The 16,185-nt window shown below is 65.0% G+C and carries 16 protein-coding genes; 14 read left to right on the top strand and 2 right to left on the bottom strand.

Going from position 1 to position 16,185, the window contains the following annotated elements; translation table 11 throughout:
• The first annotated feature begins 15 nt into the window (after positions 1-15).
• The 12 genes from GWG67_RS21025 (at position 16) to surE (ending at position 12,172) form a co-directional block, all read left to right on the top strand.
• Positions 16-1,224: a deoxyguanosinetriphosphate triphosphohydrolase gene (locus GWG67_RS21025; RefSeq protein ID WP_275171210.1), complete on the top strand. Its 1,209-nt coding sequence runs from the start codon at positions 16-18 to the stop codon at positions 1,222-1,224.
• A 9-nt stretch (positions 1,225-1,233) separates the two neighbouring features.
• Positions 1,234-3,024, top strand: coding sequence for an arginine--tRNA ligase (gene argS, locus GWG67_RS21020; protein WP_275171209.1), 1,791 nt, complete (start codon positions 1,234-1,236; stop codon positions 3,022-3,024).
• A 139-nt stretch (positions 3,025-3,163) separates the two neighbouring features.
• Positions 3,164-4,759, top strand: a complete 1,596-nt coding sequence (locus tag GWG67_RS21015; RefSeq protein WP_275171208.1) for an SPOR domain-containing protein — start codon at positions 3,164-3,166, stop codon at positions 4,757-4,759.
• Positions 4,760-4,804: 45 nt separating this feature from the next.
• Positions 4,805-5,833, top strand: coding sequence for a beta-N-acetylhexosaminidase (gene nagZ / locus GWG67_RS21010; protein WP_275171207.1), 1,029 nt, complete (start codon positions 4,805-4,807; stop codon positions 5,831-5,833).
• Positions 5,830-6,669 (top strand): ScpA family protein, encoded by an 840-nt coding sequence (locus GWG67_RS21005; protein ID WP_007590654.1) that lies wholly within the window; start codon positions 5,830-5,832, stop codon positions 6,667-6,669. Before nagZ ends, GWG67_RS21005 begins: the two co-directional genes overlap by 4 nt.
• A 21-nt stretch (positions 6,670-6,690) precedes the next feature.
• Complete coding sequence (gene scpB / locus GWG67_RS21000) at positions 6,691-7,443, top strand: SMC-Scp complex subunit ScpB (RefSeq protein ID WP_275171206.1); 753 nt, start codon at positions 6,691-6,693, stop codon at positions 7,441-7,443.
• A gap of 166 nt (positions 7,444-7,609) precedes the next feature.
• Entirely contained in the window at positions 7,610-7,846 is a 237-nt protein-coding gene (locus GWG67_RS20995) for a twin-arginine translocase TatA/TatE family subunit (RefSeq protein WP_007610722.1), read from the top strand.
• A gap of 88 nt (positions 7,847-7,934) precedes the next feature.
• Complete coding sequence (tatB, locus tag GWG67_RS20990) at positions 7,935-8,489, top strand: Sec-independent protein translocase protein TatB (protein ID WP_275171205.1); 555 nt, start codon at positions 7,935-7,937, stop codon at positions 8,487-8,489.
• Positions 8,486-9,298 (top strand): twin-arginine translocase subunit TatC, encoded by an 813-nt coding sequence (gene tatC, locus GWG67_RS20985; protein WP_275171204.1) that lies wholly within the window; start codon positions 8,486-8,488, stop codon positions 9,296-9,298. Before tatB ends, tatC begins: the two co-directional genes overlap by 4 nt.
• 213 nt (positions 9,299-9,511) lie before the next feature.
• Positions 9,512-10,843 carry a serine--tRNA ligase gene (gene serS, locus GWG67_RS20980; RefSeq protein WP_275171203.1) on the top strand — a complete coding sequence of 444 codons (1,332 nt, stop codon included), beginning with the start codon at positions 9,512-9,514 and terminating at the stop codon, positions 10,841-10,843.
• Positions 10,844-10,937: 94 nt separating this feature from the next.
• The gene (locus tag GWG67_RS20975) at positions 10,938-11,300 is read left to right on the top strand and encodes a hypothetical protein (protein ID WP_275171202.1); all 363 of its coding nucleotides are present in this window, start codon (positions 10,938-10,940) and stop codon (positions 11,298-11,300) included.
• A gap of 104 nt (positions 11,301-11,404) precedes the next feature.
• Positions 11,405-12,172, top strand: a complete 768-nt coding sequence (surE, locus tag GWG67_RS20970; protein WP_275171201.1) for a 5'/3'-nucleotidase SurE — start codon at positions 11,405-11,407, stop codon at positions 12,170-12,172.
• Position 12,173: 1 nt separating this feature from the next.
• Here surE and GWG67_RS20965 read toward each other — a convergent pair whose 3' ends face one another.
• On the bottom strand, positions 12,174-12,545 hold the full coding sequence (locus GWG67_RS20965) for a response regulator (RefSeq protein WP_007590670.1): 372 nt from the start codon (positions 12,543-12,545) through the stop codon (positions 12,174-12,176).
• 226 nt (positions 12,546-12,771) lie between these two features.
• Between GWG67_RS20965 and GWG67_RS20960 the strand changes: the two genes are divergently transcribed.
• Both GWG67_RS20960 and GWG67_RS20955 read left to right on the top strand, forming a co-directional pair.
• Positions 12,772-13,422 carry a protein-L-isoaspartate(D-aspartate) O-methyltransferase gene (locus tag GWG67_RS20960; RefSeq protein ID WP_275171200.1) on the top strand — a complete coding sequence of 217 codons (651 nt, stop codon included), beginning with the start codon at positions 12,772-12,774 and terminating at the stop codon, positions 13,420-13,422.
• A gap of 109 nt (positions 13,423-13,531) precedes the next feature.
• The gene (locus tag GWG67_RS20955) at positions 13,532-14,920 is read left to right on the top strand and encodes a LysM peptidoglycan-binding domain-containing M23 family metallopeptidase (RefSeq protein WP_275171199.1); all 1,389 of its coding nucleotides are present in this window, start codon (positions 13,532-13,534) and stop codon (positions 14,918-14,920) included.
• 163 nt (positions 14,921-15,083) lie between these two features.
• Here the strand turns inward: GWG67_RS20955 and GWG67_RS20950 are convergent, their stop codons facing one another.
• Positions 15,084-16,100 carry an ATP-binding protein gene (locus GWG67_RS20950; RefSeq protein WP_275171198.1) on the bottom strand — a complete coding sequence of 339 codons (1,017 nt, stop codon included), beginning with the start codon at positions 16,098-16,100 and terminating at the stop codon, positions 15,084-15,086.
• Between the last annotated feature and the right edge of the window lie 85 nt (positions 16,101-16,185).

Raw genomic sequence — 16,185 nt, 5'->3', positions numbered from 1 at the left:
GGGACTAAATTCGCCGTGTCCGTCGGAATGGCTGCCCCCCACGCGCCCTATGCCTGTGATCCCGAGCGCAGTCGCGGCCGGCTGGTCGCGGAACCGCCGAGCCGGACCCGCAGCCCGTTCCGGCGGGATTGCGACCGGGTGATCCATTCCACCGCGTTCCGCCGGCTGAAGTACAAGACCCAGGTGTTCGTGTTCCACGAAGGCGACCACTACCGCACCCGGCTGACCCATTCGCTGGAGGTGGCGCAGATCGCCCGGGCGCTGGCGCGGCAACTCGGGCTGGACGAGGACCTCACGGAAACCCTCGCGCTCGCCCACGACCTCGGTCATCCCCCGTTCGGGCACGCCGGCGAGCGGGCGCTGGACGCCTGCCTGAAGGATTTTGGCGGCTTCGACCACAACGCCCAGACGCTCCGCGTCGTTGCGGCGCTGGAACACCGCTATCCCGAATTCGACGGACTCAACCTGACCTGGGAGTCGCTGGAGGGCATCGTCAAGCACAACGGTCCGCTGACCGATCGCAGCGGTGCGCCGGTCGGGCGTTATCGCGAGCACGGCATTCCCGTCGGCATCGCCGACTACATCAAGACGTACGATCTCCAACTGTGGAGTTTCGCCTCGCTGGAGGCACAGGTCGCCGCGATCGCCGACGACATCGCCTATGATGCCCACGACATCGACGACGGTCTGCGCGCCGGCCTGTTTCACCTCGACGACCTCAAGGTGATGCCCCTGACCGCGGAGATCATCGCCGAGACGTCGGCGCATTACCCCGATCTGGAAGACGTCAGGCGCGGCGCCGAGCTGGTGCGCGAGCTGATCTCGCACCTGATCGGTGCCGTGTTCGCCGAGGCGCAGAAGAGCCTCGCCGCCGTGAAACCGCAATCCGCCCAGGACGTCCGCCAGCAGAGCCGGGCATTGATCGCGTTCCCCGCCGCGGTCGCCGAGCAGGAAGCCGCCATCAAGCGCTTTCTCTATCAGCACATGTACCGCCACAAGCGGGTCATGCGGGTGATGGGCGAGGCCGAACAGATCCTGTTCGACCTATTCGCGAAATACCTCAAATCGCCCGGCGAGCTGCCGCCGGAATGGCTGGTCGGGGCGGAGGCGGACAATGAGGGCGACCGGGCTCGCCGGATCGGCAATTTCATTGCCGGAATGACCGACCGTTTCGCCCTGACCGAGCACCAGCGGCTCTTTGACTCGACCCCGGATTTGCGTTAGGCGGCGCCCATGCCCGACACATCCTCAGCACTGCACCTGTTCGCCGACGTGCTCGCACGCGTGCACGCGGTCTGCCGCGCGCTCGCGGCGGAAGCCAGCTGGCCCGAGGGCATCGATTTCTCGCGCGTGGTGGTCGAGCCGCCGCGCGATGCCTCCCATGGCGACATGGCGACCAACGCCGCCATGGTGCTTGCGAAAGAGGCAAGGGCAAAGCCGCGCGATCTCGCCGAGCAGATCGCCGAACGGCTGCGCGCGGATGCGCTGATCGCCAAGGTCGACGTCGCCGGTCCCGGCTTCATCAACCTGACGCTGATGCCGGCCGCATGGGCCGAGGCGCTACGGACCGTGCTGCGCGAGGGCGCCGATTACGGCCGCGTCCGCGGCGGCTCCAAGATCAACGTCGAATATGTCTCCGCCAACCCGACCGGACCGATGCATGTCGGCCATTGCCGCGGCGCCGTGTTCGGCGACGCGCTGGCGAGCCTGCTCGAGTTCGCGGGCCGTGACGTCACGCGCGAATATTACATCAACGACGCCGGCGCGCAGGTCGACGTGCTCGCCCGCTCCGCGTTCCTCAGATATCGCGAGGCGCTCGGCGAAGACATCGGCGCGATCCCGGAAGGCCTTTATCCCGGCGACTATTTGAAGCCGGTCGGGCAGGTGCTGGCGCAGGAGCACGGCGACAAGCTCCTCGCAATGAGCGAGGGCGCGTGGCTGCCGACGGTGCGAGCCAAGGCCATCGCGATGATGATGGACGAGATCAAGGACGATCTCGCCGCGCTCAACATCCGTCACGATGTGTTCTTCTCCGAACGCTCGCTGCAGGACGCCGGCAACAACAAGGTCGCCGAGACCATCGATTTCCTGCGCGCCAAGGGCGACATCTACCAGGGCCGTCTGCCGCCGCCAAAGGGCGCCCCGGCCGAGGATTGGGAAGATCGCGAGCAGTTGCTGTTCAAGGCGACCGCCTATGGCGACGACGTCGATCGCCCGCTGATCAAGTCGGATAATTCCTACACCTACTTCGCCGCCGACATCGCCTACCACAAGAACAAGTTCGACCGTGGTTTCGCGGAGATGATCGACGTCTGGGGCGCCGACCATGGCGGCTACATCAAGCGCATGCAGGCGGCGGTGAAGGCGACGACCTCCGGCAAGGGGGCGCTCGACGTCAAGATCGTCCAGCTCGTGAAATTGCTGCGCAACGGCGAGCCGGTGAAAATGTCCAAGCGGAGCGGGGACTTCGTCACCTTGCGTGAGGTTGTGGATGAAGTCGGCCAGGACGCTGTCCGCTTCATGATGCTCTACCGCAAGAACGACGCGGTGCTCGACTTCGACCTCGCCAAGGTCATGGAACAGTCGCGCGACAACCCGGTGTTCTATGTCCAGTACGGCCACGCCCGCGGCCATTCGATCTTCCGCAACGCCCGGGCCGAGGTGTTCCCGGAACTCCCGGAGGAAACCGAAAAGCGCATCGCCTGGCTCGGTGAGTCGGCCGTGGAACGGCTGTCGGACCCGGCTGAACTCGACCTTCTTAAGCGGCTCGCAATTTTTCCGCGCATGCTGGAAGCGGCGGCAAGCGCCCACGAGCCGCACCGAATTGCTTTCTATCTCTATGACTTAGCGAGTGAATTTCACGCACTTTGGACGAAGGGGCGCGATTTGCCCTATTTACGCTTCATTATCAATAATGATGCAGATCTAACGAAGGCGCGGCTGGCCATGGTCCAGGGCGTCGTCTCTGTCCTGGCATCGGGCCTCGCCATCCTCGGCGTCCATGCTCCGGACGAGATGCGGTAGTTTGGGGCGAACTACTTAAGAGATTTCGGGGGTAACCGGCAGAAGCCGGATCGCTTAGACTTGGTTGAAAGCCTTGTGGGTCGAAAGCCGTGCCTTGGTCGAGGGGCGCGCGGCTTTCCCGAAGGGACGCATCATCACGATGGCCGAACGATATCAGGACAGACCGTTTCCTTCCGATGACTATGGTCGCGGTGGCGATCAGCATGGGGGCGGCGATCCCTTGGCCGAACTTGCCCGCCTGATCGGGCAGACCGATCCATTTGCGGCGCAAGGGCGGCCGGGTGCGCAGCCGCCTGCACCGCCTGCGCCCGCCCAGAGCTATCAGGACGACGACTACCGCCAGGACGATGGCCAGCAGGATTATGCCGAGCAGGCGCCACCGCCCGGACCGCCCTCATGGATGCGGCGCGCCAATGTGCAGCCGCAGACGGCGCCAGCTGAGCCTGCCTATCCCGCTTCCGTAAACCCGGTTCATCCACTGCATCGTTATTCAGCCCAGCCGACTGCGCCCGAGCCCGAACCTGATTTTCGTCAGCCGCAGGCCTATCCGGATCAGGCCTATCAAGCTCCTGTCTATCAAGCTCCTGTCTATCAAGCTCCTGTCTATCAAGCTCCTGCCTATCAGGATCAGGCCTACCAGCAGCACGACCAGGCTTACCAGGAGCAGGCCTATCAGCAGCCCGATCCGGCGCGCTATGACGATGCGCTCTACGGACGGCTGGAGGCGGGCGAGCAGGACTATCAGCGCGATCCCGCCTATCCCGACGATCCTTACGCATTCCAGAGCGACTACCCCGAGGCCGACCTCGACGAGCCGAAGAAGCAGCGCGGCGGCATGATGACAGTCGCGGCGATCCTGGCGCTTGCCGTGGTCGGGACCGGCGCTGCGTTCGCCTACAAGACCTATGTGGGCTCGCCCCGCAGCGGCGAGCCGCCGATCATCAAGGCCGACAACACGCCGACCAAAATCGTGCCGGCGCCGTCGGACTCATCGGCCAAGGTGCCGGACCGCATGGTCACCGGTGATGGCACCGAGAAGATCGTGCCGCGCGAGGAGGCGCCTGTCGACGTCAACGCCAAGGCGGGAGGTCCCCGCGTGGTATTCCCTCCGCTGAACCAGAACGCGAACCCGCCGCCGGTCGCGAGCGTGTCGCCGTCCAGCATCCCGGCGTCGAGTGCGGGGCCGATCCCGAGCAACGGCACGCTGCCGAACAATTCGCCACGCGCGATCAGGACTGTGGCCGTGAAGGGCGATCAGACCGATGCCACGGCGTCGCAAGCCGCCACGGCCGCGAAGCCGGCAGCTCTCCCGAAGCCCGTTGCGGCACCGGCTGCACCGCGCACGCCGCCGACCTCGGCCAATGCCAGCGCCAATCAGCCGCTCTCGCTGTCGCCGCAATCGGCGCCGGCTGCGGAGCCGCCGCAGCGGATGGCTGCGACCAATCCGACGCAAATTGCGCCCCCGAGCAGCGGTGGCGGCGGCTTCGTCGTGCAGGTTTCCTCGCAGCAGACCGAGGATAGCGCCCACGCCTCCTATCGGGTGCTTCAGAGCAAGTACGGCAGCGTGCTTGGCTCCCGCGCACCGGTGGTCAAGCGGGTCGACCTGACCGACAAGGGCAAGGGAATCGTCTATCGCGCCTTCGCTGGACCCTACGGCTCGGTCGAAGACGCGAACCAGGCCTGCAACAGTTTGAAATCTGCTGGCCTGTCTGCCTGCTTCGTCCAGAGGAATTAACGGCCGTTTCCTTGACCCTCTCGCGGGTCAGGGTTAATCGGCCGTATGAGCACGCGGGCCTTCATTACCGGCGTTTCCGGAACGGAACTAACCGCCGCCGAGCGGGAGTTTGTCCGCAGCGAACGTCCATGGGGTTTCATTCTCTTCAAGCGCAACGTCGAGACCCCCGCTCAAGTTGCTGCACTCGTTGAGGAATTACGGGCGGTCGCAGGCTTTCCTGATGCCCCTGTCCTGATCGACCAGGAAGGCGGACGGGTGCAGCGCCTGGGGCCGCCGCATTGGCCGGCCTATCCGCCGGGCGCAATTTTCGCAGGCCTCTACGATATTGATTCGGCGCTCGGGCTGACCACAGCGCGCCTCAGCGCGCGGCTGATCGCGGCCGATCTCGCAGATCTCGGCATTACCGTGGATTGCTTGCCATTGGCTGACGTGCCGGTGGCTGGCGCCGACGCCGTCATCGGGAACAGGGCTTACGGCACCGAACCGGGAAAGGTCGCCGCGATCGCTCGCGCGGTCACCGAAGGCCTGGAAGAGGGTGGCGTGCTGCCGGTCCTCAAGCACATCCCCGGCCATGGCCGAGCGACGGCCGATACTCATTTCAAGCTGCCGACGGTCGACACATCGCGAGACGAGCTCGATCGCACCGACTTCGCGGCGTTCAAGCCATTGGCGGATTTGCCGATGGCCATGACTGCACATGTTGTGTTTAGCGCGGTCGACCCCGCCCATCCGGCGACGACATCTGCGACAATGATCGCTGAGGTGATTCGCGGCACAATCGGGTTCCAGGGTTTGTTAATGAGTGATGACGTGTCGATGAATGCGCTGTCGGGCAATATCGCCGAGCGGACCCGCGCCATCTTCGCGGCCGGTTGCGACATGGCTCTGCATTGCAACGGCAAGATCGAAGAGATGCGTGAGGTCGCCGGCCAGACACCCGAACTGGCGGGCAGGGCGCTGGAGCGGGCGAAGGCCGCGCTCGCGGCGCGCAAGGGACCGCAGCCGTTCGATCGCGCGGCCGCACGCGCCGAACTGGACGCATTGATTGCACGGGCAAACACGGCATCGGCATGACCGCAGAAATCCTATCGTTTGAAACCGGGCGGCCCGCAGAGCTCGCCGAGGGTGAGCCGGCTTTGGTGGTGGACGTCGAGGGCTATGAAGGTCCGCTCGACCTGCTGCTCGCACTGGCGCGGCAGCAGAAGGTCGATCTGGCCAAGATCTCGATCCTGGCGCTCGCCGACCAGTATCTCCACTTCATCGAAGCCGCGCGAAAGATCCGCCTGGAGCTTGCCGCCGACTATCTCGTGATGGCGGCCTGGCTCGCCTTCCTGAAATCGCGCCTGCTGCTGCCGGAGCCGCCGAGTGCGGAAGGCCCCAGCGCCGAGCAGATGGCGACGGCGCTCGCCAACCGCCTGCGCCGGCTGGAGGCCATTCGTGAAGCCGCCAACCGGCTGATGAATCGGCAGCAATTGCTGCGCGACATCTTTCCGCGCGGCGAGCCCGAGCAGATCGCCGAGATCAAGCATCCGAAATACACCGCAACGCTCTATGACCTGCTCACCGCTTATGCCGCGCAACGCCAGTCGCGCGTGCTGGCTAGCGTGCATCTGGCCAAGCGCACGGTGTGGTCGCTCGCCGAGGCGCGCGCCACGCTGGAGCGGCTGGTCGGCAGCATCAGCGAGCAAGACGATTGGGGCGTTCTCGACGATTTTCTGCTTCAGCATGTCGCCGATCCGACGCAGCGCGCGACGGTGCTCGCCTCGAGTTTCGCGGCTGCGCTCGAGCTGGTGCGCGAAGGTCAGCTCGAGCTGAATCAGAAAGAGGCGTTTGCGCCCATCTATTTCCGGAAGGGGCGCCCCAAGCCGGTCATGGACGCAGCTCCTGCGCCCGATGCGCCGGTCGCTTAAGTGCAACAAGGAGAATCTGCCATGGCAAGCCTGGCTGAAGTGCGGGTAGAAGAGGCCGAGCCGATGGAGAACGAGTCCCAGGCACGTCCCGAAGAATTGCGGCTGCTGGAAGCGCTGCTGTTCGCTTCGAATGAACCGCTGGATACCGCGACGCTGGCCAAGCGCATGCCCGAGGGCGTGGACGTGAAGGCCGCGCTCGAGCAGTTGCAGGCCGACTACTCCCTGCGCGGCGTGAATCTCGTGCGGGTCGCCAACAAATGGACCTTCCGCACCGCGGGCGATCTCGCCTGGCTGATGACCCGCGAGAGCACCGAGACCCGCCGCCTGTCGCGCGCCGCGATCGAGGTGCTGGCGATCATCGCCTATCACCAGCCGGTGACGCGCGCTGAGATCGAGGAGATCCGCGGCGTCATCACCTCGAAGGGCACCCTGGACGTGCTGCTGGAAACCGGCTGGATCAAGCCGCGTGGCCGTCGCAAGACGCCGGGCCGTCCCTTGACCTTCGGAACCACCGAGGACTTCCTGTCGCAGTTCACTCTGGAACAGCTCGGCGATCTGCCGGGTCTGGAGGAGCTGAAGGGCACGGGGCTCCTGGATTCGCGCCTGCCGACCGGATTCAGCGTGCCGACGCCGTCGGATGACCCGACTTTGCGTGAGGACGAGGATCCGTTGGAACCGGGCGAGGACCTTGATCTCGCGTTGGCACCTGCTGTCGAGCCCGAGACGCCGCCGGAAGGCGGCAATGAGGGCGGCGAGGGCGGCAGCGAAGACTGACGTCCCGGCCTTTTACGGGCCGCCTGCGACCAGTTAACACTAGCAAAATTACGTAGCGCCAACAGCGAATTGGCGCTGCCTTGGTCCTTGTTTTTGACACCTGCCAAGCCTAGGTTTCGGTGAAGATCGGCCGGTCCCCGGCCATGCGCGTTTGGAGGGTTGCAGGATGGGTTCACTCAGCATTTGGCACTGGGTCCTGGTGATCGCAGTGGTCCTGCTGCTGTTCGGTCGCGGCAAGATTTCGGATCTGATGGGCGACGTGGCGCAGGGCATCAAGGCGTTCAAGAAGGGCATGCAGGACGACGACAAGGTCGCCGACAAGCCCGAGCCGGCCAAGTCCATCGAGCACAACAATGCCGCGCCAACCGCGGCACGGTCCGACGTCGGCAGCAAGGCCGTCTGAGCCAGAGAGCACGCGAGACGCGGGTAGCGGACCCGATCCTGCGCGCGAGGGATTGGGCCGGCTGCGGCTGGCGTGAACGGAAGACCTCATGTTCGACATCGGGTGGAGTGAACTGGTCCTGATCGGGGTCGTGGCCCTGATCGCCATCGGCCCGAAAGAGCTGCCGGGCGTGCTGCGCATGGTCGGACAGTGGATGGGCAAGGCGCGCAAGATGGCCGCCGAATTCCAGGGCCAGTTCCAGGAAGCAATGCGCGAAGCCGAGATGGCCGACCTCAAGAAGAGTTTCGACGAGGTCAAGGAAGCGGCTTCCGGCTTTGCCGGCAACAATCTGATGACCTCGCTCCAGAAGGACGTCAGCGACGCGCTCCGCGTCGATGCGCTGGACAAGCCGGCCGAGACTTCGACCACCACCGATCTCGAGCCGCCGGCGACTTCAAGCGACTTGCCGGCGACGCCCACCACACCGGAAGCGCCGACGCCCGAGACCTTCGTGGAAGCCGAGGCACATGCGGCCGTGAACGAGCCGCTCGCCATCACCCGTGAGGTCGAGCAGGCGCAGATCACTCAGGGTTCGGTCGCGCAAGGTTCGGTCACCCAGGATACTGCGCCGGCCGACGCCATCAAGGACGCCAAAGCGTCATGAGCGCCGCCGATATCGAGGCCAGCAAAGCTCCCCTGATGGACCATTTGATCGAGCTGCGTTCGCGGCTGATCAAAGCGCTGCTCGGCTTCGGCATTGCGTTCATCTTCTGCTTCTTCTTCGCCAAGCAGATCTACAACGTGCTGGTCTGGCCGTTCGTGTGGGTGGCTGGTCCCGAGAATTCGAAATTCATCTACACGGCGCTGCTGGAATATTTCATCACCCAGCTCAAGCTCGCGCTGTTCGGCGCCGGCTTCATCTCGTTCCCGATCGTCGCGACGCAGATCTACAAGTTCGTCGCTCCGGGCCTCTACAAGCACGAGAAACAGGCCTTTTTGCCGTATCTGGTCGCGACCCCGTTCTTCTTCGTGCTGGGCGCAGCACTGGTCTATTTCGTTGTGCTGCCGATGCTGGTCCGCTTCTCGCTCGGCATGCAGCAGGCCGGCAGTGACGAGACCGCGCAGATTCAGCTGCTGCCCAAGGTCGGCGAATATCTGTCGCTGATGATGTCGCTGATCTTCGCCTTCGGCATCGCCTTCCAGCTTCCGGTGATCCTGACGCTGCTCGGCCGTATCGGCATCGTCACGTCAAAAATGCTGCGCGAGAAGCGCCGCTATTTCATCGTCATCGCCTTCGTCATCGCGGCCGTTCTGACCCCGCCCGACGTTCTCAGCCAGTGCTCGCTCGCGATCCCCTTGCTCTTGCTCTACGAGGGCTCGATCATCGCGGTGGGGATCGTGGAGAAGAAGGCGGCAGCTTCGCAACCCTCTAGCGGCACCGACGTATCGACGCCGGCTAATCCGGCGGAGTAGGGGCAAACCCTCCGCTGTCATTCCCCGCCTTGTGCGCAATTGCGCACTGGAGTGGGGACAGTACGCCGCGGCCTATCGGGGAATCAGTGATGTCTCTGGAATACTGGATCGCCCGCTTTCGCGGGCAATGACAGCCGTGCTAGGGGAAGCAGCCATTTGCATGAATGCAAATCCCGGATTTGCAGGGTTGCAACAAGCCCCAGGACCACGGCCATGCACGACATCAAATCGATCCGCGACAACCCGCAAGCCTTCGACGCCGGCCTCGCACGACGCGGCCTGAAGCCGTTGTCGGCGTCGCTGCTTGCGATCGACGAGACCCGGCGGGCGGCGATCCTGGCTTCCGAGCAGGCGCAGGCGCGGCGCAATGCGGCCTCCAAGGAAATCGGCGATGCCAAGAAGGCCAAGGACGAGGCGCGCGCGGCAAAGCTGATGGCGGAGGTCGCCGAGCTCAAGACCACGATGCCGGAGCTCGAGGCAACCGCGAAGGCTGCCGACGACGAGCTAGCCAAGGAGCTGGCGGCGATCCCCAATCTGCCGCTCGCCGAGGTGCCCGATGGTGTGGACGAGCACGGTAATGTGCAGCGCCATGTCTTCGGCAAGAGGCGCGACTACGCGTTCGCGCCAAAACCCCATGACGATCTTGGCGCCGCGCTCGGTGACATGGACTTCGAGACGGCGGCAAAGCTCTCCGGCGCGCGCTTTGTCGTGCTGAAGAAGGGGCTGGCGCGGCTCGAACGCGCTCTCGGCCAGTTCATGCTGAATCTACACGTCGACGAGCACGGCTATACCGAGATCAATCCGCCGCTGCTCGTGCGCAACGAGATCATGTTTGGCACCGGACAATTGCCGAAGTTCGAGGACGACCAGTTCTGGGCGATCAAGGGCGAATTGCTCGCCGCGCCCGACCATGAGCGGCTCCGGACCGAGCGTCTCGGGATCATTCCGACCGCGGAGGTGGCGCTCACCAATCTCGTCCGCGAATCCATCCTCGACGAAAAGCAGCTGCCGATGCGGCTGACCGCGCTGACGCCGTGTTTTCGCGCGGAGGCGGGCGCCGCTGGGCGCGACACCCGAGGCATGATCCGGCAGCACCAGTTCACCAAGGTCGAACTGGTCTCGATCACGACGCCGGAGACGAGCAAGGACGAGCACGAGCGCATGCTCGCCTGTGCCGAGGAAGTGCTGCGACGGCTCGACCTGCATTACCGCGTGATGACGCTGTGCACCGGGGATATGGGCTTCTCGTCGCAAAAAACCTATGACATCGAGGTCTGGATGCCGGGCCAGGGCGACGGCGGGGCATTCCGCGAGATCTCGAGCTGCTCCGTGTGTGGCGATTTCCAGGCCCGCCGGATGGACGCGCGCTCGCGCGGCCCCGATGGCAAGCCGCGGTTCGTGCACACGCTCAACGGCTCCGGCACCGCGCTCGGCCGCGCGCTGATCGCCGTGATGGAGACCTATCAGCAGGAGGACGGCTCGATTGCGGTCCCCAGCGTGCTCCAGCCCTATATGGGCGGGCTGAAGGTGGTCGCACGCGACTAGGCGTGCCGCCAATCTGAAACGGAGAAACGTTTGGTTGCGAAGATCGGGCGGCCGGTTATCCTGCCGGCCACCCGACAACGCGAACCCATCGTTCATGGCCTTGCACCGCGACATCTTCTGGGTCGGCAGACAATGGGCGGTGACGGGTGCTGGCATCCAGGCTGTCGATCAGCGGCTGCGTGGCGTGCTCGACATCGAGATCACGCGGCTCTGGGACGACGATCTGGTCCAGAGCCGGCGGGCCAAGCCCGGTGTGAATGCCGTGGATTTCGACCAGGCACTGACGCTGGCACGCGAGCGCTTTCCGCAGGCGCCGGTGGCGGACCCGTTCGTCGCACAGCTGGAGGCGCTCGGCGTCATCGCGGCTCCAATCGTGAGCCCGGTCGTGCCGGCAATGAAATTGCATGCGGAGGGCCGGTTGGCGCGCTTTCTGCCGCAATGGCGCGTTCGCCGGTAGCCAGCCAAGCCGGCAACGGGGGGCCGCTCCCGGTCGGCCGGTTTGCCTGATCGGGCCCGGCCGGATAAGACGGCTCAGACCCGCTTCAGGAATCGACCTTTCCCATGCGCATTCTCTGCACCAATGACGACGGCATCCACGCCCCCGGCCTCAAGGTCCTGGAGGAGATCGCGCGCGCATTGTCCGATGACGTCTGGGTGGTCGCGCCTGAGCTCGACCAGTCCGGCGTGTCGCATTCGCTGTCGCTGAACGATCCGCTGCGCCTGCGCGAGGTCGGTCCGCGGCATTTCGCGGTGCGCGGCACGCCGACCGACTGCGTCATCATGGGCGCGCGCCACATCCTCGGCGCCAAGCTGCCCGATGTCGTGCTGTCCGGCGTCAACAAGGGCCGCAACGTCGCCGAGGACGTGGTCTATTCCGGCACCATCGCCGGCGCGCTGGAAGGCACCATCCTGGGGCTGCCGTCGTTCGCGCTGTCGCAGGAATTCAGCGTCGAGACCCGCGACCGGCCGCTGTGGGACACCGCGCGTAAATTCGGGGCCGGCATCCTGCGCAAGGTGATCGCCGCCGGGATCCCAAAGGACACCGTCATCAACGTCAACTTCCCGGCCTGCGCGCCGGAGGATGTGCTGGGCATCCGCGTGACCCGGCAGGGCAAGCGCAATCTCGGATTCCTCAAGATCGACGAGCGCAGGGACGGCCGTGGAAATCCCTATTTCTGGATCGGCTTCGAGCGCACCGCGATGATGGATACGCCGGCCGATGGCACCGATCTCGCGGCGCTCCGCGAACGCTACGTCTCCGTCACGCCGCTCAGGCTCGACCGGACCAACGAGGCGTTTTCCGAGGCGTTGAGTGCGACGCTGAAGTAGCCTAGCCGCCGCGAAGCGCGGCTTCGATGGTCTTGCCGAGGGCATCGAGCTGAAACGGCTTCTGAAGCGCCGGCCGATCGCGGTACTGCTCGGGCAGGCCGGAGGAACCGTATCCGGTGGCGAAGATGAACGGGCAGCCCTTCGCCTTGATGACATCGGCGACCGGCGAGATGACCTTGCCGTTGACGTTGACGTCGAGAATAGCGATGTCGAACTCGGTTGCCTGGGCGAGCCGCATGGCTTCGGTGATGTCGCCAGCCTCGGCTGCGATCTTGTAGCCAAGCTCTTCGAGCATGTCCGCGACCATCATCCTGATCATCACCTCGTCTTCGACGAGGAATACAGAGCGGCCGGTAAGCCCCGTCGCAGTCATGGTCGAGTCCTTGCCCATTGCCAAAAACGTTCGCAGATAACACGAATCGACGCAATGCGCGTTTCGACGAACGGATGCCTGAAAATGGCCGTCGCGGCTCGCCCGTTGCAAGCCAATTTGTGGTCAACTACGCCATCCGAAGCCTATCATGGGTTCCCGAAGCCGGAACAAGAATCTCGCGGCCCAGGTTGGCGTCCCGGACACCAAAAGACAGCGCAAGCAGGCAATGACCTCCCATCAGCACCCGCCGGAAAAGATGATGTTTCAGCTCACGCTGAGGCGTCGGGGCATCAGCGACCAGGCGGTCCTGCGGGCCATGGAGGAGGTGCCGCGCGATCAATTCGTCGACGACGCCGATCGCGACGGCGCCTATCGCGACAGTGCGCTGCCGATCGCCTGCGGGCAGACCATCAGCCAGCCCTTCGTCGTCGCCTACATGACCGAGCAGCTCCAGCTTCAGAAGAAGCACCGCGTGCTCGAGATCGGCGCCGGCTCGGGCTATCAGGCGGCGGTGCTGTCGCGGCTCGCCGGCCAGGTGTTGACGGTCGAGCGCTATCGCAAGCTTGCCGAAGCCGCACGTATCAGGCTTGAAAAACTCAACTATCACAATGTCGAGGTGATGCTGGGCGACGGGCTTAATCTGCCTCCCAATATCGGACCGTTCGACCGCATCATCGTCACGGCCGCGATGGAGCAGCTGCCGGACAACCTGGTCGAACGGCTGGAGGTGGGCGGCATCCTGATAGCGCCCGTCGGCCCGCATCAGGGCGTGCAGACGCTGATCCGCCTGAGCCGAACCGAAGCCGGGATCGAGCGCAAGGAACTCGTCGAGGTCCGGTTCGTGCCGGCGCTGCCCGGCGTGGCGCGGGAGCTGTAGAATTCCGGATTGGCTGTGCTGCCAACATCTTATTGGGAGGGTTAAGCCGTTATTTACTCGGCGCGTGTTTACTTAAAACACCAGTTCTGTTGCGTACGAGTGAGTAACCATGTCCGTTGCCGCCGAGTTGCTTTACTCGCGCCGTGTGCCGCAGGTCGCGGTGCTGGCGCTGATCTCCTTCAGCTTCGCAGGGTGCAGCGCCGACATGTCGTCGCGCATGTCCCAGTCGAACTTCTCCAATCCCTTCGCGCAGGAATCGACCGGTTCGGTGCAGCAGGCACCGCCGCCGCAGCGTGAATTGCCGCAATATTCGCGGCCGCAGACGCAGCCCGGTTATTATCAGTCGCAGCCTTTGCCGCCGGCGGTGTCCGCGCCGCAATCCTATCCCGTTGCCGCAGGCGGCGTGTCCGGAGGCGGCCGCGGTGTCGGCTCCTACGCACCCCCGGCGCAGCCGCACCTCGAGACCACGGCCACCGTGCCGCCGCGCTCGGTTGCAGCCGCCCAGCCGGTCGGTGGAACCAAGATCATCGTCGGCACCAGCGATACGCTCGACCTGCTTGCCAAACGCTATCGCGTCACGCCGCAGGCGATCCTCGCCGCCAACGGTTATAAGGGGCCGCGCGCGCTCTCGCCCGGCCAGCAACTGATCATCCCGCACCCGGCTACGGCCGCCGCGCCCGCGCCGCTCATGGCTCCCGTCGCCGCTGCCCCGGCGCTGGCGCCTGCCGCGAGGCCGGTTGCGGCCGTTGCCGCGCCGTCAAGCACGCACTTCGTGAACCACGGCGACACGCTCGCCAGCATTGCCCGCAAGAACCATATCTCGGCGGCCGAATTGGCCCGCGCCAACCGCCTCGATCCCTCTGCAAAGCTCAAGCTCGGCACCAGGCTGGCCGTGCCCGGCGCCAAGACCGCCGCTGTCGCAGCACCGCTTGCCGCGGCTCCGGTCGGAGCCGCTCCCGTCGCGGGGACGCTGCAGCCCGTTGCGGCCGCGCCTGCGCCCGCCACCAAAATGGCGGCCGTCGCGCCGGTGCAAAGCGCGCGCCTGGCCCAGGCCACGGCCAATGTCGAGGAGAAGGCCGCGGAAGCTCCGGCGAAAGCTGCGGAGACCACCAGCGCGTTGCCGACTTTCCGCTGGCCGGTGCGTGGCAAGGTGGTCACGAGCTACGGCGCCAAGACCAATGGCAAGTCCAACGACGGCATCAATCTTGCGGTGCCCGAGGGTACGCCGGTCAAGGCGGCTGAAGACGGTGTCGTTGCCTATTCCGGCAACGAGCTGAAAGGTTATGGCAATCTCGTCCTGGTTCGGCACTCCAACGGCTACGTCACCGCATATGCCCATGCGAGTGAGCTGATGGTGAAGCGCGGCGATACCATCAAGCGCGGTCAGGTCATTGCCAAGTCGGGTCAATCCGGGGAGGTGGCGTCGCCGCAGCTCCACTTCGAGATCCGTAAGGGATCGAGCCCGGTTGACCCGCTTCAATTCCTGAACGGGGCGTGAGCCTGAAGTCGGGCGCGCCATCGCAACAAACGCGGTGTCGTCGCACGGCCTGACCGGGCGACCCAGTACGCCGCAGCGTCTCGATCGATCAAAACCGTCTCTGGAATACTGGATTCCCCGCCTGCGCGGGGAATGACAATTGTGAGTGCGGCTACAGCTCCCGCTACGTCGCCGCCAGCTTCACGCCGAGCCGTCCCGCAAGCTCCTGCACGAACTGCCAGGCGACCCGGCCCGAGCGCGAGCCGCGCGTCGTTGACCATTCGAGTGCCTCGCGCTCCAGCGCATTATCGTCGACCTTGACGCCGAAATGGCTGCAATAGCCCCGCACCATGGCGAGATATTCGTCCTGGCTGCAGCGGTGGAAGCCGAGCCATAGGCCAAAGCGATCCGACAGCGAGACCTTCTCCTCGACGGCTTCGCCGGGATTGATCGCGGTCGAGCGTTCGTTCTCGATCATCTCGCGCGCCAGCAGATGGCGGCGGTTGGAGGTGGCGTAGAGGATGACGTTCTCCGGCCGACCCTCGATGCCACCTTCGAGCACCGCCTTGAGCGATTTGTAGGATGCATCGTTGCCGTCGAAGGAGAGATCGTCGCAGAACACGATGAAGCGGAAGGACGAGGCGCGAAGCTGCTCCATGAGGGCGGGCAGGCTCTCGATGTCCTCGCGATGAATCTCGATCAGCTTCAGTCTGTCGGCCGGTTTGCGCTCCGCGTTGATGCTGGCATGCGCTGCTTTCACCAGCGACGACTTGCCCATGCCGCGTGCGCCCCAGAGCAGCGCGTTGTTGGCGGGCAATCCGTTGGCGAAACGCTCGGTGTTCTCCATCAGGATGTCGCGCATCCGGTCGACGCCCTTGAGCAGGAACAGTTCGACGCGACTGACGCGCGGCACCGCCGCAAGGCGGCCGTCCGGGTGCCAGACGAAAGCATCCGCCTGCTTGAACGTCTCGCGTTCGACGGCGGGCTTGCCTTGAGCGGAGAGGTGCGCCGCGATCATCTCCAGCGCGCGAACGATGCGCTCCTGGGAGACGTTTTGGTTGGCCTTGGAAGTCGTCTTGGAAATCGTCTTGGAAGCCGCTTTGAGGGCCGCCTTGGGACGTTTTGCCGCGACGCGGGCTGGCTTCGTGGCAGGGGTGCGGGGGCCTTTGCCGGCCGGGCTTTTGCTTGGTTTTTGGGGCATGTCCGAAGTTCCTGAGAATGCAGCCTTATCGGGCCTGAGCGCGCGCCGCAAGGTGGCTAAAAGGGCGGTCTGGCAGCGTTGCAAT

It is taken from the genome of Bradyrhizobium sp. CSS354 (genome assembly GCF_029051725.1).
Taxonomy (GTDB): Bacteria; Pseudomonadota; Alphaproteobacteria; order Rhizobiales; family Xanthobacteraceae; genus Bradyrhizobium.
This window is presented reverse-complemented; position numbering and strand designations above follow the sequence as displayed.